The sequence below is a fragment of the Vibrio diazotrophicus genome (genome assembly GCF_038452265.1).
In the GTDB taxonomy this organism is placed as follows: domain Bacteria; phylum Pseudomonadota; class Gammaproteobacteria; order Enterobacterales; family Vibrionaceae; genus Vibrio; species Vibrio diazotrophicus.
In genome coordinates, this window is the sequence record NZ_CP151842.1 from 2382426 (window position 1) to 2402860 (window position 20435).

The window sequence follows — 20435 nt, forward strand, 5'->3', positions numbered from 1 at the left end:
GTGATATTTAGTCATTTTGTGTCCAAGAACTTAACTTTGTTCTTAGACGTTGCATAGATTGGCTTAGTATTTGGCTTACACGGGACTCACTCACACCAATGACTTCACCAATTTCTTTCAAGTTTAACTCTTCATCATAATAGAGCGAAAGTACTAAGGCTTCACGCTCCGGAAGTGATTTTATTGACTCAACCAATGCTTTACGGAACGATTCATCAGCAACACCTTGGAATGGCGAGTTGTCCTCATCATCATCCAGTGGGGAAATAGCATCGTCCGAAACACCCAAGTCTTCAATACCGACAATTCGCGAGCAATTAATATCGCTTAATACCGTATGATACTGGTCAAGCGGCATATTTAAGTGCTTTGCGACTTCGGCATCGCTGGGATCTCGATTTAGTATTCCTTCTAATTCAGAGATCGCCTGGCTAATTTCTCGGTTATGTCTGTGAACCGAGCGCGGTACCCAGTCACCGCGTCGAATATCATCGAGCATAGCTCCACGAATTCGAATTCCTGCGTAGGTTTCAAAGCTAGCGCCTTTACTCCCGTCGTAATTCTTTTGAGCTTCAAGCAGACCAATCATCCCGGCTTGGATTAAGTCGTCAATCAAAACGTTGGGCGGTAGGCGTCCAATCAAGTGATGTGCAATACGCTTAACCAATACAGAATATTGCTCGATAAACAGCTGCTGGCTGTTCAAAGCTCCATATTGATTGTAGGTAAGCGCTTTATTCACCAAATGGTTCCTCTACTGTTTCTGATCGATTAAGTAGCCGCTCAACAAAAAATTCTAAATGACCACTTGGTGTTTTCGGTATTGGCCACGTGGTTGCTTTATTCGCCAATGAGCTAATCGCTAAAGATGCGGGTGAACGCGGAAAAGCATCAACTACGTTGCGCTGTCTTTTCACTGCCTGACGAACATTATCGTCCAGAGGAATACATGCTACGAGTTCAAGGCTGACATTCAAGAAGCGTTCTGTGACTAATGTCAATTTAGCAAATAATTCCCTACCTTCACGATAACTTCTCACCATGTTTGCAACAATCTTAAATCGTCGAACTTGATGTTCTCTGCTTAAAAGTTTGATCAACGCATATGCATCTGTGATTGAAGTCGGCTCATCACACACAACAACCACAACATCTTGTGCTGCACGAGCAAAGCTGACAACCATATCAGAAATACCGGCTGCTGTATCGACTAAAAGCACGTCCATCTCATCTTCCAGCGTACCAAACGCTCGAATTAAGCCTACATGTTGTGCATGTGACAGTTCTGTCATGGACTGCGTACCAGAAGTCGCCGGTATGATCTGAATTCCGTGCGGTCCTTCAGTTATAGCATCTTTTAGCTCACACTCGCCAGCTAGCACGTGTCCTAGGTTACGCTTTGGACGAATACCGAGCATAACATCGATATTGGCTAGGCCGAGGTCTGCATCCAGAACCATGACTTTTTTACCTTCGCGGGCCATACAAATAGCCATGCCTAAGGTTACGTTTGATTTGCCCACACCACCTTTACCACCTGTCACTGTAATGACTTTGGTTAGCGATGGCTGAGATAAGCGACGTAAGCCGCTTGCTTGGTCATATATCATTTTATTCGTCATATCTGTACGCCGCCTAGAATCTCTCTGAATCACTATTCCAATAGTGAGGTTCATTTTCTGTCGACTTCTCTAGTAATTCGTTTGCCTTTGCCACCATGTATTTAGGCTGAGCAAGCACAATGTCTTCAGGTACACGTTGTCCATTCGCTATGTAAGCGACAGGTAGTGAGTTTTGAACTACCACACTGACAAACTCACCTAAGCTCAAACATTCATCGAGCTTAGTCATGATGCAACCTGAAAGAGGAATTCTTCTAAAGTGTTCGATGGTTTCCTGCAGTACCTTTCTCTGCGCTGTTGCAGGCAGAACAAGGTAGCTGTGAATCACTTCCCCACTCTCTTGCATCAAGGTATCTAGCTGTTCGGATAAGCGAACATCACGTTGTCCCATACCAGCGGTATCGACCAAAACGAGTCGGCGATTTCTCAACTGATATATTACTTCGGCTAACTCTTTGGAATCTTTAGCGACTCTTACAGGACAACCCATAATTCTTCCGTAAATCGACAGCTGTTCATGTGCGCCGATTCGGTAGGTATCTGTCGTTACCAGTGCAACATTATCGGAGCCAAACTCCATTGCTGCACGAGCTGCAAGCTTAGCCACAGTGGTCGTTTTACCCACCCCGGTCGGACCTAAAAGCGCAACCACACCGCCACGTTTTAAGATGTCTTGCTTCACTACGGGTATTTGGTCTGACACTAAGCCCAACAAGGCTTTCCAAGCTTTTGGTGGAGGAGTATCTTCCGGAATATAGCAAGCCAATTGGTCAGCTAAATCAAGTGATACACCCATGCGTTCAAGGCGTTTAATCAGCATTGCTCGAAGTGGTTCACGACGTTCAACTTCTTGCCACATCAGGCCGGATACTTGATGTTCTAAAAGACGACGGATTGAAGTCATCTCTTCACGCATATTTTCTAAATCTTGTGCAGAAACTTTTGCTTCTTCAGGATGATTGCGCTCAAAGCGAGATGGATCTAAACGCAGTTTACGCTGCTCGCGATTCGTCTCTTCGTCCTCAGCCCAACGACTTACTTTAGATTGCGGTGCACTTGATTGAGTTGGATGGCTGTTTTCTCTTTGACGCTGTAGTAAAGCAGAAAGAGAATCTTCATTCTCTGCACGGCGAGCGTCTTGTTCGGGCATCGCGCCATTACTGTACTGCTTGAGCATATTAGCGAAGCGTTGCGTCATTGAGCGACCTTCGGCTGCGCTCGCCTGTAAGCTGACGCGATCTTCTTCCAGCTCACGTCGAGCAGGCTGTCTGGTCAAAGATTGAGAAACCTGACTGTTGCTGAATCTTGGTTGGGAGCTGTAAGGCTGTTGAGTTCTCGGCTGTGATACAGCTGGAGACGCAGACGGCTCACCATCCACGGCCGCCACGATTTCGACACCACCAGCGACTTTTTTATTCGACATGATCACCGCATCCACGCCCAACTCTTCTTTGACTTGGAGTAGCGCAGTTTTCATATCTTTGGCAAAAAATCGTTTTATTTTCAAAGCTGATATCCGTCTTTAACGTGAGGCGAACTAATTATCTAACAACAGTTAATTACCTACCGCCTGCACAATTCGAATTTGTTTCTCATCAGGTATCTCTTGGTACGAAAGGACACGTAAGTTAGGAATAGTATTTTTCACAAACTTAGCCAGTGTCGAACGGAGAACACCTGAAGTGAGCAATACCGCTGGCTCACCTTTCAATTCTTGTTCTTGTGTTGCTTGGCTTAATGCCATTTGCAACCTTTCAGCAAGTCCAGGCTCAATACCCGCAGACTCACCACCTGAAGCTTGCATTGTTTGATGCAATATTTGTTCCAATTCAGGTATCAATGTAATTACAGGTAGTTCAGGCTCTATTCCATTGATTTCCTGAACGATTAGGCGTTTCAATGATATACGCACAGCCGCTGTGAGGATGTCAGGTTCTTGACTCTTGCTGGCATATTCTGAAAGTGTCTGAACTATCGTTCGAATGTCTCGAATAGGGATGGCTTCATTCAACAAGTTCTGTAGAACTTTCACCACCACACCCAAAGAGAGCTGATCAGGCACAAATCCTTCCACCAGCTTCGGTGTCGAACGTCCAAGCATTTCTAGTAAGTTCTGCACTTCTTCGTGACCAAGTAGCTGGGAAGCGTTGTTAGTTAGCAATTGGCTTAAATGTGTCGCGAGTACGGTTGAGGAGTCTACAACGGTATATCCCAAAGCCTGAGCATGTTCACGTTGGTCTTCACGAATCCAAACGGCTTCAAGGCCGAACGCAGGGTCAAAGGTACGTTCACCTTCAATCATTCCGTAGACTTGTCCCGGGTTTATAGCGAGTTCTTGATCGGGGCGAATTTCCGCTTCACCAGCAGCAACGCCCATTAAGGTAATACGGTAGCTATTCGGTGTAAGTTCTAGGTTGTCACGAATATGCACGGCAGGAATAAGGAAACCAAAGTCTTGCGATAGCTTTTTACGTACCCCTTTCACACGCTCAAGTAGCTCTCCGCCTTGATCTCTGTCGACCAAAGGAATCAAACGATAACCCACTTCTAAACCAATGATATCCACTGGCTGAACATCATCCCAAGAAAGCTCTTTCTGTGAAGGGGCGTCGCCATCCAATGTGGCAGGGAGATTGGTTGTTTCTTCTTTTGCTGCTTTCTGTTTGCGTTGAATCCAGTATGCGGAACCACCCGCAATTGTTGCCAGTAGTAAAAAAGCAAAATGCGGCATTCCCGGAACAATACCCATAACACCGAGTATTACAGCAGTAATCATCAGCGCTTTCGGGTTATCAAACAGTTGGAAGATAACCTGCTCACCCATATCTTCATCGGTATTTTGACGCGTTACCATGATTGCTGCGCCAATAGAAAGCAATAACGACGGGATCTGAGCGACTAAGCCATCACCGATTGTTAATAGGGTGTAGATTTCAATTGCTTCGCTAAAGCCCAAACCATATTGAGCCATACCGATAGATAAACCACCGATAATGTTAATAAACAGGATTAGAATACCAGCGATGGCATCCCCTTTAACGAACTTAGAAGCACCGTCCATCGAACCATAGAAATCCGCTTCTTTGGTTACTTCAAAACGGCGGGTACGCGCTTGTTCTTGATCAATCAAGCCTGCGTTTAAGTCGGCGTCAATCGCCATCTGTTTACCGGGTAAAGCGTCCAAGGTAAAGCGAGCACTAACTTCAGAAATACGCCCCGCACCTTTGGTGACAACCATAAAGTTGATGATCATCAGGATGAGGAACACCACCAGACCAACGGCGTAGTTGCCACCAATTACCACACTACCAAACGCCTCAATAACGTTACCTGCGGCGTTGCCTCCTTCATGACCTTTCAGCAAAACCACACGTGTTGAAGCTACGTTCAAGGCTAAGCGAAGCAAAGTTGCAATAAGCAGTACTGTCGGGAATGCGGCGAAATCCAGAGGTCTACGGGTATAAACCGTCACTAACAACACTACCATCGACAACGCGATATTGAAGGTAAAAAATAAGTCCAACAAAAAGGCAGGAATCGGTAAAACGACCATGCCAAGAGTCGCAAGCACCATAATAGGAGCGCCAATCGCTGGCATGCTGCGCTGTGGAATGGAAGGTAACTTATCCGCAAATGGCAGAGTAAACTTCATAGGCCTATAAACTATTCGTTAATACTAAAATTGAAGAATTCGGTTTGAAGTATTTAGTTTGCTGATTTCACAAAGCCAAGCTCGCAAAAAGCCTCTAAATGACAACACTTTAGCCAGAGGATGCAATATTCAGTCCATGCTAATGCGCCAAATTAATGGCTGCTTATTAGAAGACAGCGAATATCAATCACCAAAATTTCTAGAGACAAAAAAGGCCACCTTGCGGCAGCCTCAGCATGTTTTGTTCGATTAGGGATGGATATTCCACACCAGCTCACCTTTGCGAGCGGCGACATCATAATCAATACAGACTAATCCGGAAGTCGGAAACATAGGTGCAACCATTCCCGGAACAAACTCAGAAACCAAATACCCAACTAAAGGTAAATGCGACACCAACAGTACAGATGTCAGGTTTTCAGCTTCAATACAAGCAGCTACGAACTCGAAAACATCTTCTGACTGACCATATGGCGTTATCTCTTCACACACTTCAACCATGTCTGCCGAAAAGTGTTGCGATATCTCTTGCCAAGTTTGTTGAGCGCGCAAGTAAGGGCTCACAAAGACTTTGTCTATATGGGTAATGTTCTTCTGAATCACGCCGGCTCTGGCTACAGCGACAGACTCATTCCGACCTCTATCCGTCAAGGCTCGCTCTGCATCACTGGCAGCATAATGCTGGGCTTCTCCGTGACGCATAATAAAAATTTTCATCTTTTTTACCTTAGGTTTAATGCAGTCTGTTGCTGCTTGGCGGCGATTATAATCACCTTTTACCCTACTTCGCGACCACTTTTGCCGCAATTTGTGAGTCCTTTATATTACGCAACTCTCATGCCATCTATCTCCGTTGAGTCTAGGCTTACTCATCGCATTTATCTCTTAACGAACTCAAATTAGGGTTAATTTCAAAACTATCAGTCTGTTAAAAACCCAGTGAAAAGACTAAAATGACAATGTGTTATTAAAAGTTCCAAGTTTATAAGCGCTCTCGTTTATAAATATCCAGCTCATAAAAACCCGATCTCGTATTTGCGGTAAGTAGTATCAGCGCCATACTTAAGATCTCGTGCTACTCCGGAGATTCTCTGTGCACATAAGTCCTAATGATTCAAACCGCTATCGACACTTCACTCTGCCAAATGCGCTGAGGGTGCTGTTGATCCAAGATGAAAGTGCGCAAAAATCTGCTGCTGCACTTGCGGTCAACGTAGGACATTTTGATGACCCTGTTGATCGCCAAGGTATGGCTCACTATCTTGAGCACATGTTGTTTTTGGGAACAAAGGCGTACCCGAAAGTTGGTGATTTTCAAAGTTTTATCAGCCAGCACGGTGGCAGTAATAACGCTTGGACAGGAACAGAGCACACCTGTTATTTCTTCGACGTAACAACCAGCACATTCGAAAAAGCGCTTGACCGATTTAGTCAATTTTTTGCCGCGCCTTTATTCAATGAAGAAGCGTTAGACAAAGAGCGCCACGCTGTCGATTCAGAGTACAAGTTAAAGCTCAATGACGACTCTCGCCGCTTATATCAGGTACAAAAAGAGACGGTTAACCCACGCCATCCGTTTGCAAAATTCTCCGTCGGCAATATCGAGACATTAGGTGACAGAGAAGGAAAATCGATCCGCGAAGAAATTATTGCGTTTCATGCCGAGCAGTATTCGTCGGACATCATGACGCTGACGCTTATGGGTCCACAAACTCTCGATGAGATGGAACAATGGGTCAAAGAGAAGTTTTCAACCATTGAAAACAAACACCGTCGCGGAAAATCAATCAGTAAACCGTTTGTCACACCTGAACAAACAGGCATTACTATTAGAGTCGAACCGTTAAAAGAAATTCGTAAGTTGGTAATGAACTTCCCCATGGCTAACGTGGATGCTCATTATCCTTACAAGCCCTTGTCTTACTTTGCGCATTTAATCGGTTATGAAGGTGAAGGCAGCTTACTGTTAGCATTGAAAGACAAAGGCTGGATTACGTCACTTTCAGCGGGTGGCGGTGCCAGTGGTAGCAATTATCGCGAATTCTCTATCAGTTGCACTCTGACGGCAAAAGGCTTGAAAAAGACAGACGAAATCATTCAGGCACTGTTTCAATATATCCGAATGATTGAAGAGCAAGGCTTGGAGGAGTGGCGTTACCTTGAGAAACGTGCGGTATTGGAATCGGCGTTCCGCTTCCAAGAAACAAATCGTCCTATGGATATTGTCAGCCATTTAGTCGTCAATATGCAGCATTACGCTGCTGAAGATACCATTTATGGCGACTACCTGATGAGAGGTTACGATGAGGCGTTGCTAAGAAGTTTTCTGCCTTATTTGTCGCCAGAAAACCTTCGGGTCACTGTCATTGCCCAAGGACAGCATTACGATAAAGAAGCCAACTGGTACTTTACACCCTATTCTGTCGAGCCTTTTAGCGAGGAACAACAGAACATCTACCGTACGAATGACAAGACGTGGCCGTTGACTCTGCCGCCTCAAAACCCGTTTATCTGTTACGATCTTGATCCTAAACCGGTTGTCGATGCGCAGCCACAACCACAGATATTGCAAGACTTACCTGGCTTCCGTTTATGGCACATGCAGGATGCGGAATTTCGTGTACCAAAAGGCGTGATTTACATCGCCATTGATAGCCCGCACTCCGTCGCGAATGTGCAAAACATAGTGAAAACACGTCTTTGTGTTGAGATGTTTTTAGATTCTTTGGCGAAAGAGACCTACCAAGCAGAAATTGCCGGTATGGGTTACAACATGTATGCCCATCAAGGTGGTGTAACGCTATCCATCTCTGGTTTCAGTCAGAAGCAACCTCAGTTGATGGAAATGATCTTGTCTAAATTCGCCGAGCGTAGTTTCAGCCCTAAACGCTTCGACACCATCAAGCAACAAATGCTACGAAACTGGCGTAATGCGGCTCACGACAAACCCATTTCTCAGTTGTTTAGTAATATGACGGGGCTATTGCAGCCTAATAATCCGCCGTATCCAGCTTTGCTTGAAGCGTTAGAAGCAATAGAAGTTGACGACTTGGCTGAGTTCGTCGATTTGATTCTTGCCAACTTGCATGTCGAGATGTTTGTTTACGGTGACTGGCAAACACAAGACGCGCACGATATGGCAGAAGTGCTCAAAGATGCATTAAGAGTACAAAACCAAACTTACGAAGAATCTCTCCGCCCTCTTGTTATGTTGGGTAACAGCGGAACTTTCCAGCGTGAACTGAACTGTAACCAAGATGATTCAGCGGTTGTGGTTTACTATCAGTGTGAAGATACAGAACCACGCAGCATCGCGCTCTATTCGCTGGCGAATCACTTGATGTCAGCCACCTTCTTTCATGAAATTCGTACCAAACAGCAGTTGGGATACATGGTTGGGACGGGCAACATGCCAATGAACCGTCATCCGGGTCTGGTACTTTATGTTCAGTCACCGAATGCAGCGCCAAGCGATCTCATTTTTTCAATTGATGAGTTTCTGAATGCTTTTTATCTGGTTCTGCTTGAACTGAATGATTACGAATGGCATAGCAGTAAACGCGGCTTGTGGAATCAAATTGCTACGCCAGATCCAACACTCAGAACACGCGCACAACGCTTATGGGTCGCGATCGGCAATAAAGATTGGGACTTCAATCAACGGGATATCGTACTTGAAGAGCTCAAACACCTGAGCAAATCCGATATGATTCGTTTCGTGGTTAATACACTTAAACCAAGAACGGCCAACCGACTCATTATGCATACGCTTGGCAATGCTCATCAGGACTGTGAACCGCTTCATTTAGGACTGGAAATTGGATCAACGGAAGAATTCCAGCTCAGACCAAAAGCGTACGATATCGGCTAGATTCCAATGAAATAAGGAGTTGTGTAATACAACTCCTTACTTTGACTTAGTGTGATTTAGGGGCAGTTACTGTTCTGATTCAACAATATTTTTTAGCGAATGAGGGTGTAACTTAATACACACGCCCTGCCACTTGAAGGCCACTGTCGGATTATTCAATCGCTCACCTTCACCCTTGGGACTGGATAGCTTCACTTTGACACCTTTGTCTGCAAGTTTGCCCCAGTTCAAGGCAAGATCAGGAAATACCTGTTTCAAATGCGCCAGATAGTCATCGGCTGTTTGCGCTTCTGATGGCACGACAAATTCCACATGTTCCCAACTTTGATCAGGGTAAATCTTACCTTCTGCGGGATAAGGCAGCTCTAAACACTCAATATGCCAACTTTTAATCACCAAAGGTTGGTTAAATGCGATAACAATAATTGGACGACCATTGATTTGGGTTTGAGAAATCACTTCCCCTTCTTGAGCCCAAGCTTGGTGCGCCAACTTTGCCAATTCCAACTCATTGATCCGCATGGCAATATGATCAAGTTGATAGGCCGATAAATCTATCTGCAATACAGTCGTTATTTGCTGAATTTTTTCGATAAAATTTTCTAAGTTTTGTTTCATCTGATTAGGATGAAGACCTGCATCTAGCAATGGCTGAAGCATTTTACGCGTCCAAAATAATGATTTTTCACCGATACTATCAAAAGCACGCGGAAAAGTAGTAAATTTCGCAGTTTCTTCCCTATAAGCGCGCCAATAAAATTGTTATTATGTGCGCCAATTTATGAACTAGATCAAGATATGCATTCACTATTGTCTGGTGATTTACAACCGTGTAGTGATTTTTATGCATACGCAACCAATTCCCAGAATTGAAGGACACCCAAGTGAATATTCAAGCACTGATTAATGACAAAGTATCTCAGGCTCTTGAAGCCGCTGGCGCACCAGCAGGAAGCCCTGCTGCTGTTCGCCAATCTGCAAAAGCACAGTTTGGCGATTACCAAGCCAACGGCGTGATGGGCGTTGCTAAACAGTTAGGTACAAATCCGCGAGAATTCGCACAAAAAGTCTTGGATGTTCTCGATCTCGACGGTATCGCAAGCAAAACTGAAATTGCTGGACCGGGCTTTATCAATATCTTCCTAAGCGAAGAGTTCCTTGCTGCTCAAGCTGAAGCTGCGCTGGCTGACGAACGTCTAGGTGTGGCAGTTGAAGCACAGCAAACTATCGTTGCTGACTACTCAGCACCTAACGTTGCAAAAGAGATGCATGTAGGTCACCTACGTTCTACCATCATCGGCGATGCGGTTGTTCGTACACTTGAATTCTTGGGTCACAAAGTCATTCGCGCTAACCACATTGGTGACTGGGGTACTCAGTTCGGTATGCTAATCGCAAACCTTGAGCGTATCCAACAAGAGTCTGGTGAAGTATCTATGGAGCTTTCTGACCTAGAAGGCTTCTACCGTGAATCGAAAAAGCTATACGATGAAGATGAAGAGTTCGCAGCAAAAGCACGTGGCTACGTTGTAAAACTTCAAGGTGGCGACCAGTTCTGTCTAGATATGTGGAAGAAACTGGTTGACGTAACTATGGTTCAAAACCAACGTAACTACGATCGCCTAAACGTATCACTTACTCGTGACGATGTAATGGGTGAAAGCATGTACAACGACATGCTTCCAGCTATCGTTGCAGATCTTAAAGAAAAAGGCTTGGCACAAGAAGATGACGGCGCACAAGTTGTATTCCTAGACGAATACAAAAACAAAGATGGTGAGCCAATGGGCGTTATCATCCAAAAACGCGACGGTGGTTTCCTTTACACCACGACCGATATCGCGTGTGCGAAATACCGCTACGAAACACTAGGTGCTGACCGTGTGTTGTACTTCATCGACTCGCGTCAACATCAACATCTGATGCAAGCTTGGACTATTGTTCGCAAAGCAGGTTACATCCCTGAAGAAGTGTCTTTAGAGCACCACGCATTCGGCATGATGCTAGGTAAAGATGGTCGTCCATTCAAGACTCGCGCAGGCGGTACTGTTCGTCTTGCTGATCTTCTTGATGAAGCAGAAGAGCGTGCAGCGGCTCTAATCGAATCTAAGAACCCTGAGCTATCAAGCGAAGAGAAAGCTGACATTGCAACGACAGTAGCTATGGCGGCAGTGAAGTATGCTGACCTGTCTAAACACCGTACAACTGACTATGTGTTTGACTGGGACAACATGCTAGCTTTTGAAGGCAATACTGCACCGTACATGCAATACGCTTACACTCGCGTTGCTTCTATCTTTGCTAAAGCCGGTTTGTCGATGGATGAACTGAGCGGTGACATCAAAGTTACAGAAGAGAAAGAGAAAGCATTGATCGCGAAACTGCTTCAATTTGAAGAGGCGGTACAAGCAGTCGCTCGCGAAGGTCAACCACACATCATGTGTAGCTACCTGTTCGAACTTGCTGGTCAATTCTCTAGCTTCTACGAGGCATGCCCAATCCTAGTTGCTGAAGATGAGCAAGTAAAACAAAGCCGTTTGAAACTGGCTGCGTTAACTGCGAAGACCATCAAACAAGGTTTGTCATTGCTTGGTATTAATACGCTAGAACGCATGTAATACCATAGATAAATACAAGTAAACTGGAAAAAGGTTGGCGACATGCCAACCTTTTTTGTTTGCGTTCCCCTAAGTGCGCAGACGACTCACGCACCAAGACCGTTAAAATCTATTTTGTTGTTGCTGATTCTCTGCGCAATCTTCTGTTCTTCTCATTGCTGGCATTGATATAATCGAGGCAGTTTTTATCATGGATGTCCTATATGAGTTTTCACCTTCACCCACAACTTGCTAAAGATACCGATGTGATTGGCCATTTCCCGCTCTGTGTTGCTCTACTCCATAAGGACGACGCTGTGCCATGGGTTATCTTGGTACCTAAGAAAGCGAATTTAAAAGAGCTGCACCATTTACCAATGAACGAGCAGCAACAATTTCTCGTCGAATCTCAAGCGGTCAACCAAGCTTTGGAAGCGTTATTCCAACCAGCAAAGCTTAACCTTGGCGCTTTAGGTAACATGGTTCCTCAACTGCATATCCACCATATTGCGCGCTTCGAAGACGATATAGCTTGGCCTGGGCCAATCTGGGGAAATACCAAGGGTACGATTCGTAGTGAGGAACTACAGGAAGAAATGTTGGTGAAGCTACGCAGCTTACTGTCGATGAGCAAAATTTTTGTCACTGCTTAAGATCGCTTTTGCTCACTGGTTCTGGATAAATAAAGAAAAAGCCGCTTAATGCGGCTTTCTCTTTATTTCAATGACATCTTATTTCAATGACATCATTTTCACTACATAGTGACCGTGACTGACAGGCCATCTTGCTTGTTGATGACATAGCGAACTCGCGTTACATACTGAGCGGCGTTGGTATCAATCAGACGAGAAATAGCACCTTTCTTAATCCAAATAGCGAGCATGGCATCAACGCCGTCTTCACTGATTGAAAACCGTTTAGCCAGTTCCTTACGAGTGATACTCCCCTGCTCCTCAATCGCCTGTTTCAGTTCGGTCAAAATCATGCCACTTGAACCTCAAGAACTTGCTGTTTGCGTCCAGCTCTCTTAAGCATTTGGAACACGGTGTAGTAGACGGCAACAATAGCCACTATCCAACTGGTACTTGAGAACGGATGATTCGTGAAGTTTACCGCTTGATAGAATATCGCCGAACAACCATACGCTAACCCCATTGTCCATGCGGCAATAAAGTAAGAATACTTTTTGCCAAATTCACGAACGTATGCACCCATAGCGGCAACACAAGGTGTGTAGAGCAAAATCATGATCAGGTAAGCAAATGCTGCACTGCCACTTTCGAAATGTGAGTTCAAGTTACCGAAAATTGAAGAATCCACTTCTTGCTCTTGTGCAACCGCTTCATTATCAGAAAGGTCACCGATCTCAATACCCAGTGGGTCAGAGAAACTCAATCCCATTAAGTTTTCAGGAATAGACATCACCGCTTCTTCTAAACTCGCCAATAAATCGAATTCGGTGCCTTCTTCATCACTAACGGTGGTGTAAAGGTTATTCAGCGTACCAACAACCGCTTCTTTGGCGAATATACCCGTAATGATACCAACAGTTGCTGGCCAGTTATCTTTGTTCACACCAATAGGTGCAAATACCGGAGTCACAACCTGTGCAGCTTTGGATAACACTGAGGCTTCGCTGTCTTGGTTACCGAAAGAACCATCGGTACCTACAGAGTTCAAAAAGCTTAAAATCGCCACCACCAGAACAATGGTCTTACCCGCACCAAGTACAAAACGGTTTAGTTTTTGCCACGTTTTAATCAATACATTTTGCAGTGTTGGAAGCTCATAATCTGGCATTTCCATCAATAAGCTATCACTTGAACCTGGATACAATGTTTTCTTGAGTACCCATCCAGTAAACACAGCTGCAACTATACCGAGTAGATAAAGCGCAAATACAATGTTTTGACCACTTTGTGGGAAGAATGCTGCAGCAAACAAAGCATATACAGGTAAGCGTGCCCCACATGACATAAACGGAGCCATCGAAGCCGCTAACTTACGTTCACGTTCTTGATCTAAAGTACGGGTTGCCATGATAGAAGGCACGTTACAACCAAAACCAAGCACCAAAGGAACGAATGCTTTGCCCGGAAGACCGATTTTTTGCATCACTTTATCAAGAACAAATGCTGCTCGTGACATATAGCCTGAGCTTTCCAGCACAGCTAAGAACAGATACAAACAGGCGATAACTGGAATAAAGGTCGCTACAGTTTGGATACCGCCTCCAATCCCATCCACCAGAACAGTAACCAGCCAAACAGGCAGATGATCATCAAGCAGATAGTGGCCACCATCAACCAGTAATGCGCCAACACCAATATCAAAGAAGTCGATAAACGCACTACCAATGTTGATGGAGAACATAAACATCAGATACATCACGACGAAGAAGAAAGGTACACCAACCCATTTGTTTAAAATGATCTTATCGGCTTTCTCAGTAAAATTGTGGCTCAGCTTACCTTCGCTACAACGAATTTTTTTACACTGTTCATGAAGGAAAGTGTATTTGGTATCTGCCACATGTAAGTCGATATCCAGTCTGCATTCTTGCTGCTGTTTATAGACTTCTGCTCGGTCAGCTTCAGGCAAGCCATTAATGACCATTAAATCATTCTCAAGGGCGCGAATGGCAAGAGCACGAGCAGACACATCTTGTTCTTTAAACAATGGTATTAAGTGCTGAATTGACGCTTCAAAGTTTTCGCCATAGTTCAGTTCAATATCTTTAAGAGCGATACCTTGAATAAGTTGCTTATGCAGTTTCTCTTTGAAACGACGAACTTGCTCTCTGTTGTTGGCTGAAAGGGTAAAGACAGGGCAACCCAACATTTGGGCAAGAAATTTGGTATCAATGCGTTGACGCTCACGCTTGAGTACATCCATCTTATTGAGGACAACAACCATCGGCCTGCCGAGTTCACGCAACTGCAATGTCATATATAGACTGCGTTCTAAACTTGTTACATCCACAACGTTAATAATAAGATCCGCCGGATGAGTTAATACCGCTCTTGAAGCAATCGACTCGTCAATACTGTTGCTATCGTTACCACTGTCTAAAGCATAGATTCCCGGTAAGTCCGTCAGTCTGAACTCATCACTGGAATGGGAGTAACGACCCGTTTTTTTCTCAACGGTAACACCTGCCCAGTTCCCCACCTGCTGTTTTGCACCGGTCAGGCCGTTAAACAATGTTGTTTTGCCGCTGTTCGGGTTACCAACTGTAAGCACTTGATATTGCATTATGCTTTCTCCACTTCAATAGACGACGCAATACTCTCTCGCATTGCCAACGATATGCCTCTTACTTCAACCTGTAGCGGATCACCCATAGGTGCTCTACGAATTAGCGTTACTTCTGTGTTTGGTAATAACCCCATCACCATAAGCTTTTTCCTAACCTCATTAGACAAACCGTTCATTGCTAGAACAGTGCCTCGGTCGCCATCATTTAAGTCAGATAGTTTCATAATGCATTTCGCCAATCGTAGTGTTAATGAGAAACATTTTTATTTGATGTATGGATAATACGCCCCTACAACCCAACAAATATTGCGTGAAATCAAACATTGCTAAAATGGCAACTCATGCTTAATGACTTCTTCATCTCGTCAAAAACGTTAATTTCAAATGCTACTTTTAAATATTAAAACGTGCTGATTTTTCTTCCTCTTCAATGAAGAACAAAATAAACCATTAATAACAACAACTTAAAATCAATAAATTTTGTTGTCGTTTTTCTTATAGAAAATTGTCGTTAATTTTATAAGGGTATAAGTACGGTTTGATTATAGTCACTCCCGTCTTCACACATTCTCGAAGACATTTATTCCAGAAGTGATGCTATGTCACTCCGGCAGCAAGCGAAGGTGTCTTTGGCACCCGTGGTATAGTCCCCCGGCTATACCACGGTTTTTTTTATCTGCAGATCCCCAATCCAGTCCCAACACGTCTTTTTGCCCAAAACCACTTATAAGCAAGCCAAATAAATAGCCATCTTTAACCTGCTTCGACTAGATATAGCTTCGATTACAGATAATGACTCGCAGCTTTGTTTGTTAATTTCTCTTGGGATCTCTATTGAAGAGCTTTTAATGGACTCAAAAAGTCATGTCCAAGGTAAGCTGTAGTCATAGGTCGAAAAAAGAAGGTACTAATAAGGAATAAGAAAGATGAACACCTTTAATCTTGGTGTTCATCGATAAACTGAGTTGGTGACAAACCGAAATGATGTTTAAAACGCTGACTGAAATAAGAGGGGTCATTGAAGCCACACTCATACGCTGCCTGAGATACCTTCTCTCCACTTAGCAAGCGTTGACAAGCTTTCTCCAATCGCACTTCGTTGAGATATTCTTTAAATGTTTTACCCGTAGCAGTTTTAAATCGTCTTTGGAAACTTCGTTCAGACATAAATAATACTTTCACTACATTAGCAGTGCTAAATTCCGCATCAGAAAAATTATCGACAACAAGCTGTTCAACCTTACTGAGCCATAAACACTCGGTATCATCTAGGATATTGTCACCTGAACACTTTGAGTATGAATCCAAGTCTGTTTCCAGTTGTTCAATATCTGCCGCTGGCCAAGATAGCTGCACAACGTTCTGTTCTTTAGACACATAGACATTCATTTCACCGCCCGATTGCTCAACAAGATCGCTTAACTGATTGAGAGCAAAACCCGACGTGGTTGTCATGGTCTGTTCGACATTTTTAGCGCTTCCACCTTGGTCACTCATGGTTACCAAAACATGCCCATTCACTTCATAGCAGCGAACAACGAGCGATTGATTCTTGAATAAACGTTTCATTGCCTCTGCAAATAAAGCATTAAAAATCACATCCAGATTGAACTGCTGTAATTTTACGTAACTTCTTCTACTTTGAATTTCCGTGTCCAGAATCATTCCAGCAATAGAAAATTCATCACTCCAGCTGCTCACTACCGATTCCAGAACCAGAGAGAGGTTATGCGTTAATGTCGTCGACTCATTATCGGAACGCACGTTTTTAACCTGTTCCAACTCGATTCTGGCTTCTTCCACCAGAGTTTCTAGTTCTTCCTGATTCGCTTCACGAGCTCCGAGTTTTAGCTTTTCTAATCTTGGCTCTATAGCCAATAAAATGTTTTCCAACAGTGCGTGGCGAACCTGAATCTGCTTGCGAAGTTGCAAGTTATTGCTGAGTACGATTTTACTTTGGTGCCTAAGCTGACTGGTTTTCAAATCCACTTGCTCTTTGAGCAATCGGTTTGCTTTCATCATCATGCGTGAGCGCCACCAAACAACGAATATCAACAAAGAAATGAGGCTCAGTACATAAACGATGAAAGCCGTCATAGAGAGATACCATGGCTCTATAACGTGAAACGATAAATAGCTTTCTAATTTGTTACGTTGCTCTGTTGTAGAGCTTCGTAAATGGAGTTGATAATGGCCCGGCCGTAAATAATCAAGAGTGAGTTGGGACCCATCAATAGGTAACCACGGACTGCTTTCCGTTAACTTATACTCAAGACTCAAGTTCACTGTTTGGGGTAAAGCGCCAAAAGTGAGGCTTAATGATCGGCCATAATCCACACTAATCTCCGAGGGACTTCCTACCGACAACAGCTTATCGTCAACCTTGATTTGACTAATAATGACCGGAGAATGAGGCAGACTTGAGACGGACAATTCTTCAGCCGAAACTTTCGCCATACCTAGTGCAGACCCAATAACTAACTGTGGGTAAACCGAACTATTGCTCGAAGTACAAACACTAGGAAGAAACTCATTGTTGATTAACCCGTAAGGTTCACCAAAATGTTTTTTTACTGCGCCTTGATGGCTATAAAGGGTTAACCCTCTAGAAGAGGATAGCCATATTCCTTGGGACGTTTCCATCAAACATTTAGGGCTAATGCTGTCTTCAGCCAAAATAATAGAGAACAATTTACCATTATCACTTTGCTGTTTGTACACGCCATAATCACTCGCATACCAGACATTTCCGTCTCGATCTTCAATCACTGAATGGTTTTGACCATACTCGCTGCTCGCACTATCGAAAGTGATTCTCTGCTCTCTGATGGAATAGGTGCCGTGCTCAGTACCAATCAGGATGCCATTGTGCCGTGTCGCTTTTAACTGCGTGATAGTGGCAGGAAGATAAGCATCCACTAACCAATCGTCGCCATATTCCACGAACACTTTGGTGACTGTGTTGTAAGACCACAGTTTATTACCAGACACACCCCATAATTCTTCATGGCTATCCACTTCAATTCGATCCACTTTGGAATGGGTTAGCAAAAGTGGAAGCGAGGTTTTCACTACTTTTGAATGCACGACATCGAATTTGACTAAACCATCATCGGTGGCTAGCCATAGAACGTTCCCCATTAAGACAGAATCATTGACTTGCCCTTCATAAAGCAGCTCTCGTCGTGGTGATTGATTAAAATTAATGCGAGCTACACCCGTTGACATCGAGAGCAAAAACTCGTCGCTGCCTTGCAGATAAGCGATGTTTTTAATATCGGCGTTCAAGCCGCTTTTCGTCAGTTTCTTGGACAAAACACGATTAAATTTCTGACCAAACATTGAGTAGTAAAACACACCTTTCTCAGAGGCAATCCATATCCCCCCTTGTGCGTCGTTCACTAGAGAAAAAATCTTATGACCTTTAAGCGAGTAAGCACTGTGTACGTTACTCTTTAGCTTTGTCGTACTCTGATTCAACAATGAGTGGACGAACAAACCGTTCTCTGTGCCAATCCAATATTCATTTTCTGTTTCAGCAATAGAGAGTACGTGCGATTTAGCTATTTTTTGAGGATCTTTAGATTTGTTTTTCAAATCAACCAGCAGTACACCATCCAATGTTCCAACAAGCATCTCTCTGCGCTTTTCGGAGAAGAATAAAGTTTCAACGTAGTCATCGCCCGAACGAGGTACATGAATAAAACTGTGATTTTCTGATAGGAAAACACCGGAGTTTGTTGCTAGCACCCACTTTGAAATGCCGAATGTCGCATCATTAACCACAACCCTTTTTGACTTATCAAAGTGAGTCAGTGTTTTTAGAGTGTAAGACTCGAGTAAAAGCGATTGCGTATTGTAAGTGTAGAAATAGTCTTTGCTTACCATCCAAATAGACTTTCCAGAGACGCCTATCTTATCAATGACCGTTCCTGCTGGAAGGTCAACGACACGGGTTCGTACATCATTGGTCGATATTTTGTTCAGACTGCCATCTATCACAGTCCAGAAAGCATTGTTCAAGTAAACAAGTTGCTGGTAATCATTGGACAGAATGGAACCTTGCCTAGGCAAAATGGCTTGCCCGTCAAAAAAGCGTATTTTGCCATGGACATCGTGCAGCCAAATACCCCCTGCATCACCAACGAATAAGCTTTTGGCCGCGTAGACTTTGCCTTGTGTTTGAGTTGGCAGAGGATAAAACACAGAAGGAGACTTTTCGATGGCGTTTGCTGAAAACACACCAAAGTAAAAGACAGCAAAGACAAGACACAGGATGCGATACAAAATAAGCCCTTTCTACGACCAAGAGGTTTGCGAATGTTAATTCGCGACAAAAAAGAACTCGCATTGTATAGAAAAACAGCGATAGTTGAAGGGGGAAATGAGATAAAATTTGCTTTCTCAGCGTGTATCACAAATGAAAGACGATAAAAAATCGCCTTTCATAGTGTGAATATCTGTAAATATCACTAAGTAATAAATGAATTACCCAAAGTTATTTCGCGAGACAGTCGTAATAACTGTCGCTCATAGAATGGAGAAACTCGAAGTAACTGCCTTTAGCTACAGGGATATCGACACCTAAAGGATCGAGAACTCCCGTTTGAGCATCACTGCCTCTCACCACACTTTCAATTACTGCAGGTTGAAACTGAGGCTCAGAGAAAACACATTTAGCTTCATTAGCAGCCAGTGCTTTACGTATGTTAATTAGAGTTTTAGCACCCGGCTTTCTGTCTGGACTGACGGTAAAATGGCCAATATTGTTCAAACCATAATGCTGCTCAAAGTAATCATAAGCATCGTGGAAAACGTAATACGGCTTATGCTTTACTTGGTCTAGCTTCGCGGCAATTTCTTTATCTGTTTGATGTAACGAGTTAATAAAGTCGCTCAAATTTTTGTTGTATATGTCTTTATGCGCTACATCTGAAGCAACAAGAGCTTGTGTAATCGCCTTTGCCACCTGTTCTACCTGTTCTACGCCCAACCAAAAGTGCGGGTCATGAGTTCCATGGTTATGACCATCATGTTCATGATCATGCCCCACTTCACCATAAGAACGTAGCTTCAAATCAGGTATTTCATTTAGCGTTAAGACATTGTCTTGCTGACTGAGAACTTTCTCCAAAAAAGGTTCCAGATCTTTACCGAACCAAATAACCAGAGAACTGTGGCGAATGGTTTTGACATCCGAAGGACGAAGGGCGTAATCGTGTGGTGACGCATTGGCTGAGAGCAAAACTTCTGGCTCGGTCACTCCCAGTGTCAACTCATGTGTAATCATCTGAATAGGTTTAATACTTGTCAGAATGGTATTTGCCCAACTAGAAAACGGTAAGACAATAAGACTCAATAAAAGAGTGATTCTAGAAAACATGGATGTCGTATATCCTGTGGCGTTAATATTGGATAAATGTTACATTATAACA

13 protein-coding genes and 1 pseudogene are annotated in these 20435 nt (G+C 43.7%); 3 read left to right on the forward strand and 11 right to left on the reverse strand.

Translation table 11 applies throughout. The features are described 5' to 3' along the window. Nucleotides 1-7: 7 nt before the first annotated feature. The 5 genes and pseudogenes from AAGA51_RS10890 to sixA form a co-directional block, all read right to left on the reverse strand. Entirely contained in the window at nucleotides 8-742 is a 735-nt protein-coding gene (locus AAGA51_RS10890; protein WP_042483847.1) for an RNA polymerase sigma factor FliA, read from the reverse strand. Further along, complete coding sequence (locus AAGA51_RS10895) at nucleotides 735-1622, reverse strand: MinD/ParA family protein (RefSeq protein ID WP_042483851.1); 888 nt, start codon at nucleotides 1620-1622, stop codon at nucleotides 735-737. Before AAGA51_RS10895 ends, AAGA51_RS10890 begins: the two co-directional genes overlap by 8 nt. A gap of 13 nt (nucleotides 1623-1635) precedes the next feature. After that, nucleotides 1636-2907: pseudogene (flhF, locus tag AAGA51_RS10900) on the reverse strand (flagellar biosynthesis protein FlhF); the annotation flags it as partial. 270 nt (nucleotides 2908-3177) lie between these two features. Then, nucleotides 3178-5274 carry a flagellar biosynthesis protein FlhA gene (flhA, locus tag AAGA51_RS10905; protein ID WP_042483857.1) on the reverse strand — a complete coding sequence of 699 codons (2097 nt, stop codon included), beginning with the start codon at nucleotides 5272-5274 and terminating at the stop codon, nucleotides 3178-3180. 249 nt (nucleotides 5275-5523) lie between these two features. Continuing rightward, nucleotides 5524-5991, reverse strand: a complete 468-nt coding sequence (gene sixA, locus AAGA51_RS10910) for a phosphohistidine phosphatase SixA (RefSeq protein ID WP_042483860.1) — start codon at nucleotides 5989-5991, stop codon at nucleotides 5524-5526. A 376-nt stretch (nucleotides 5992-6367) separates the two neighbouring features. Between sixA and AAGA51_RS10915 the strand changes: the two genes are divergently transcribed. Continuing rightward, nucleotides 6368-9145 (forward strand): insulinase family protein, encoded by a 2778-nt coding sequence (locus AAGA51_RS10915; protein ID WP_042483862.1) that lies wholly within the window; start codon nucleotides 6368-6370, stop codon nucleotides 9143-9145. A 66-nt stretch (nucleotides 9146-9211) separates the two neighbouring features. On the opposite strand, the gene AAGA51_RS10920 is transcribed toward AAGA51_RS10915, so the two are convergent. Then, nucleotides 9212-9805 (reverse strand): VOC family protein, encoded by a 594-nt coding sequence (locus AAGA51_RS10920; RefSeq protein ID WP_042483864.1) that lies wholly within the window; start codon nucleotides 9803-9805, stop codon nucleotides 9212-9214. A 224-nt stretch (nucleotides 9806-10029) separates the two neighbouring features. Between AAGA51_RS10920 and argS the strand changes: the two genes are divergently transcribed. After that, nucleotides 10030-11763 carry an arginine--tRNA ligase gene (argS, locus tag AAGA51_RS10925; RefSeq protein ID WP_042483867.1) on the forward strand — a complete coding sequence of 578 codons (1734 nt, stop codon included), beginning with the start codon at nucleotides 10030-10032 and terminating at the stop codon, nucleotides 11761-11763. Between the two features lie 203 nt (nucleotides 11764-11966). Continuing rightward, entirely contained in the window at nucleotides 11967-12395 is a 429-nt protein-coding gene (locus tag AAGA51_RS10930; RefSeq protein WP_042483870.1) for an HIT family protein, read from the forward strand. Nucleotides 12396-12496: 101 nt separating this feature from the next. On the opposite strand, the gene AAGA51_RS10935 is transcribed toward AAGA51_RS10930, so the two are convergent. The 5 genes from AAGA51_RS10935 to znuA all read right to left on the reverse strand — a co-directional run bounded on the left by AAGA51_RS10935 (nucleotide 12497) and on the right by znuA (nucleotide 20383). Then, nucleotides 12497-12727, reverse strand: a complete 231-nt coding sequence (locus AAGA51_RS10935) for a FeoC-like transcriptional regulator (protein ID WP_042483874.1) — start codon at nucleotides 12725-12727, stop codon at nucleotides 12497-12499. Next, nucleotides 12724-14997, reverse strand: coding sequence for a Fe(2+) transporter permease subunit FeoB (gene feoB / locus AAGA51_RS10940; protein WP_042483879.1), 2274 nt, complete (start codon nucleotides 14995-14997; stop codon nucleotides 12724-12726). Before feoB ends, AAGA51_RS10935 begins: the two co-directional genes overlap by 4 nt. After that, nucleotides 14997-15224, reverse strand: coding sequence for a FeoA family protein (locus AAGA51_RS10945; protein ID WP_042483883.1), 228 nt, complete (start codon nucleotides 15222-15224; stop codon nucleotides 14997-14999). Before AAGA51_RS10945 ends, feoB begins: the two co-directional genes overlap by 1 nt. Before the next feature lie 712 nt (nucleotides 15225-15936). Next, nucleotides 15937-19287 (reverse strand): AraC family transcriptional regulator, encoded by a 3351-nt coding sequence (locus AAGA51_RS10950; protein WP_042483886.1) that lies wholly within the window; start codon nucleotides 19285-19287, stop codon nucleotides 15937-15939. Nucleotides 19288-19498: 211 nt separating this feature from the next. After that, entirely contained in the window at nucleotides 19499-20383 is an 885-nt protein-coding gene (gene znuA, locus AAGA51_RS10955; protein ID WP_042483889.1) for a zinc ABC transporter substrate-binding protein ZnuA, read from the reverse strand. Nucleotides 20384-20435: the final 52 nt, after the last annotated feature.

Coding starts and splice junctions, on each gene's coding strand:
- AAGA51_RS10895 (WP_042483851.1), bottom strand. CDS start 1,622: ATGACGAATAAAATGATATATGACCAAGCAAGCGGCTTACGTCGCTTA.
- flhA (WP_042483857.1), bottom strand. CDS start 5,274: ATGAAGTTTACTCTGCCATTTGCGGATAAGTTACCTTCCATTCCACAG.
- sixA (WP_042483860.1), bottom strand. CDS start 5,991: ATGAAAATTTTTATTATGCGTCACGGAGAAGCCCAGCATTATGCTGCC.
- AAGA51_RS10920 (WP_042483864.1), bottom strand. CDS start 9,805: ATGCTTCAGCCATTGCTAGATGCAGGTCTTCATCCTAATCAGATGAAA.
- AAGA51_RS10930 (WP_042483870.1), top strand. CDS start 11,967: ATGAGTTTTCACCTTCACCCACAACTTGCTAAAGATACCGATGTGATT.
- AAGA51_RS10935 (WP_042483874.1), bottom strand. CDS start 12,727: ATGATTTTGACCGAACTGAAACAGGCGATTGAGGAGCAGGGGAGTATC.
- feoB (WP_042483879.1), bottom strand. CDS start 14,997: ATGCAATATCAAGTGCTTACAGTTGGTAACCCGAACAGCGGCAAAACA.
- AAGA51_RS10945 (WP_042483883.1), bottom strand. CDS start 15,224: ATGAAACTATCTGACTTAAATGATGGCGACCGAGGCACTGTTCTAGCA.
- znuA (WP_042483889.1), bottom strand. CDS start 20,383: ATGTTTTCTAGAATCACTCTTTTATTGAGTCTTATTGTCTTACCGTTT.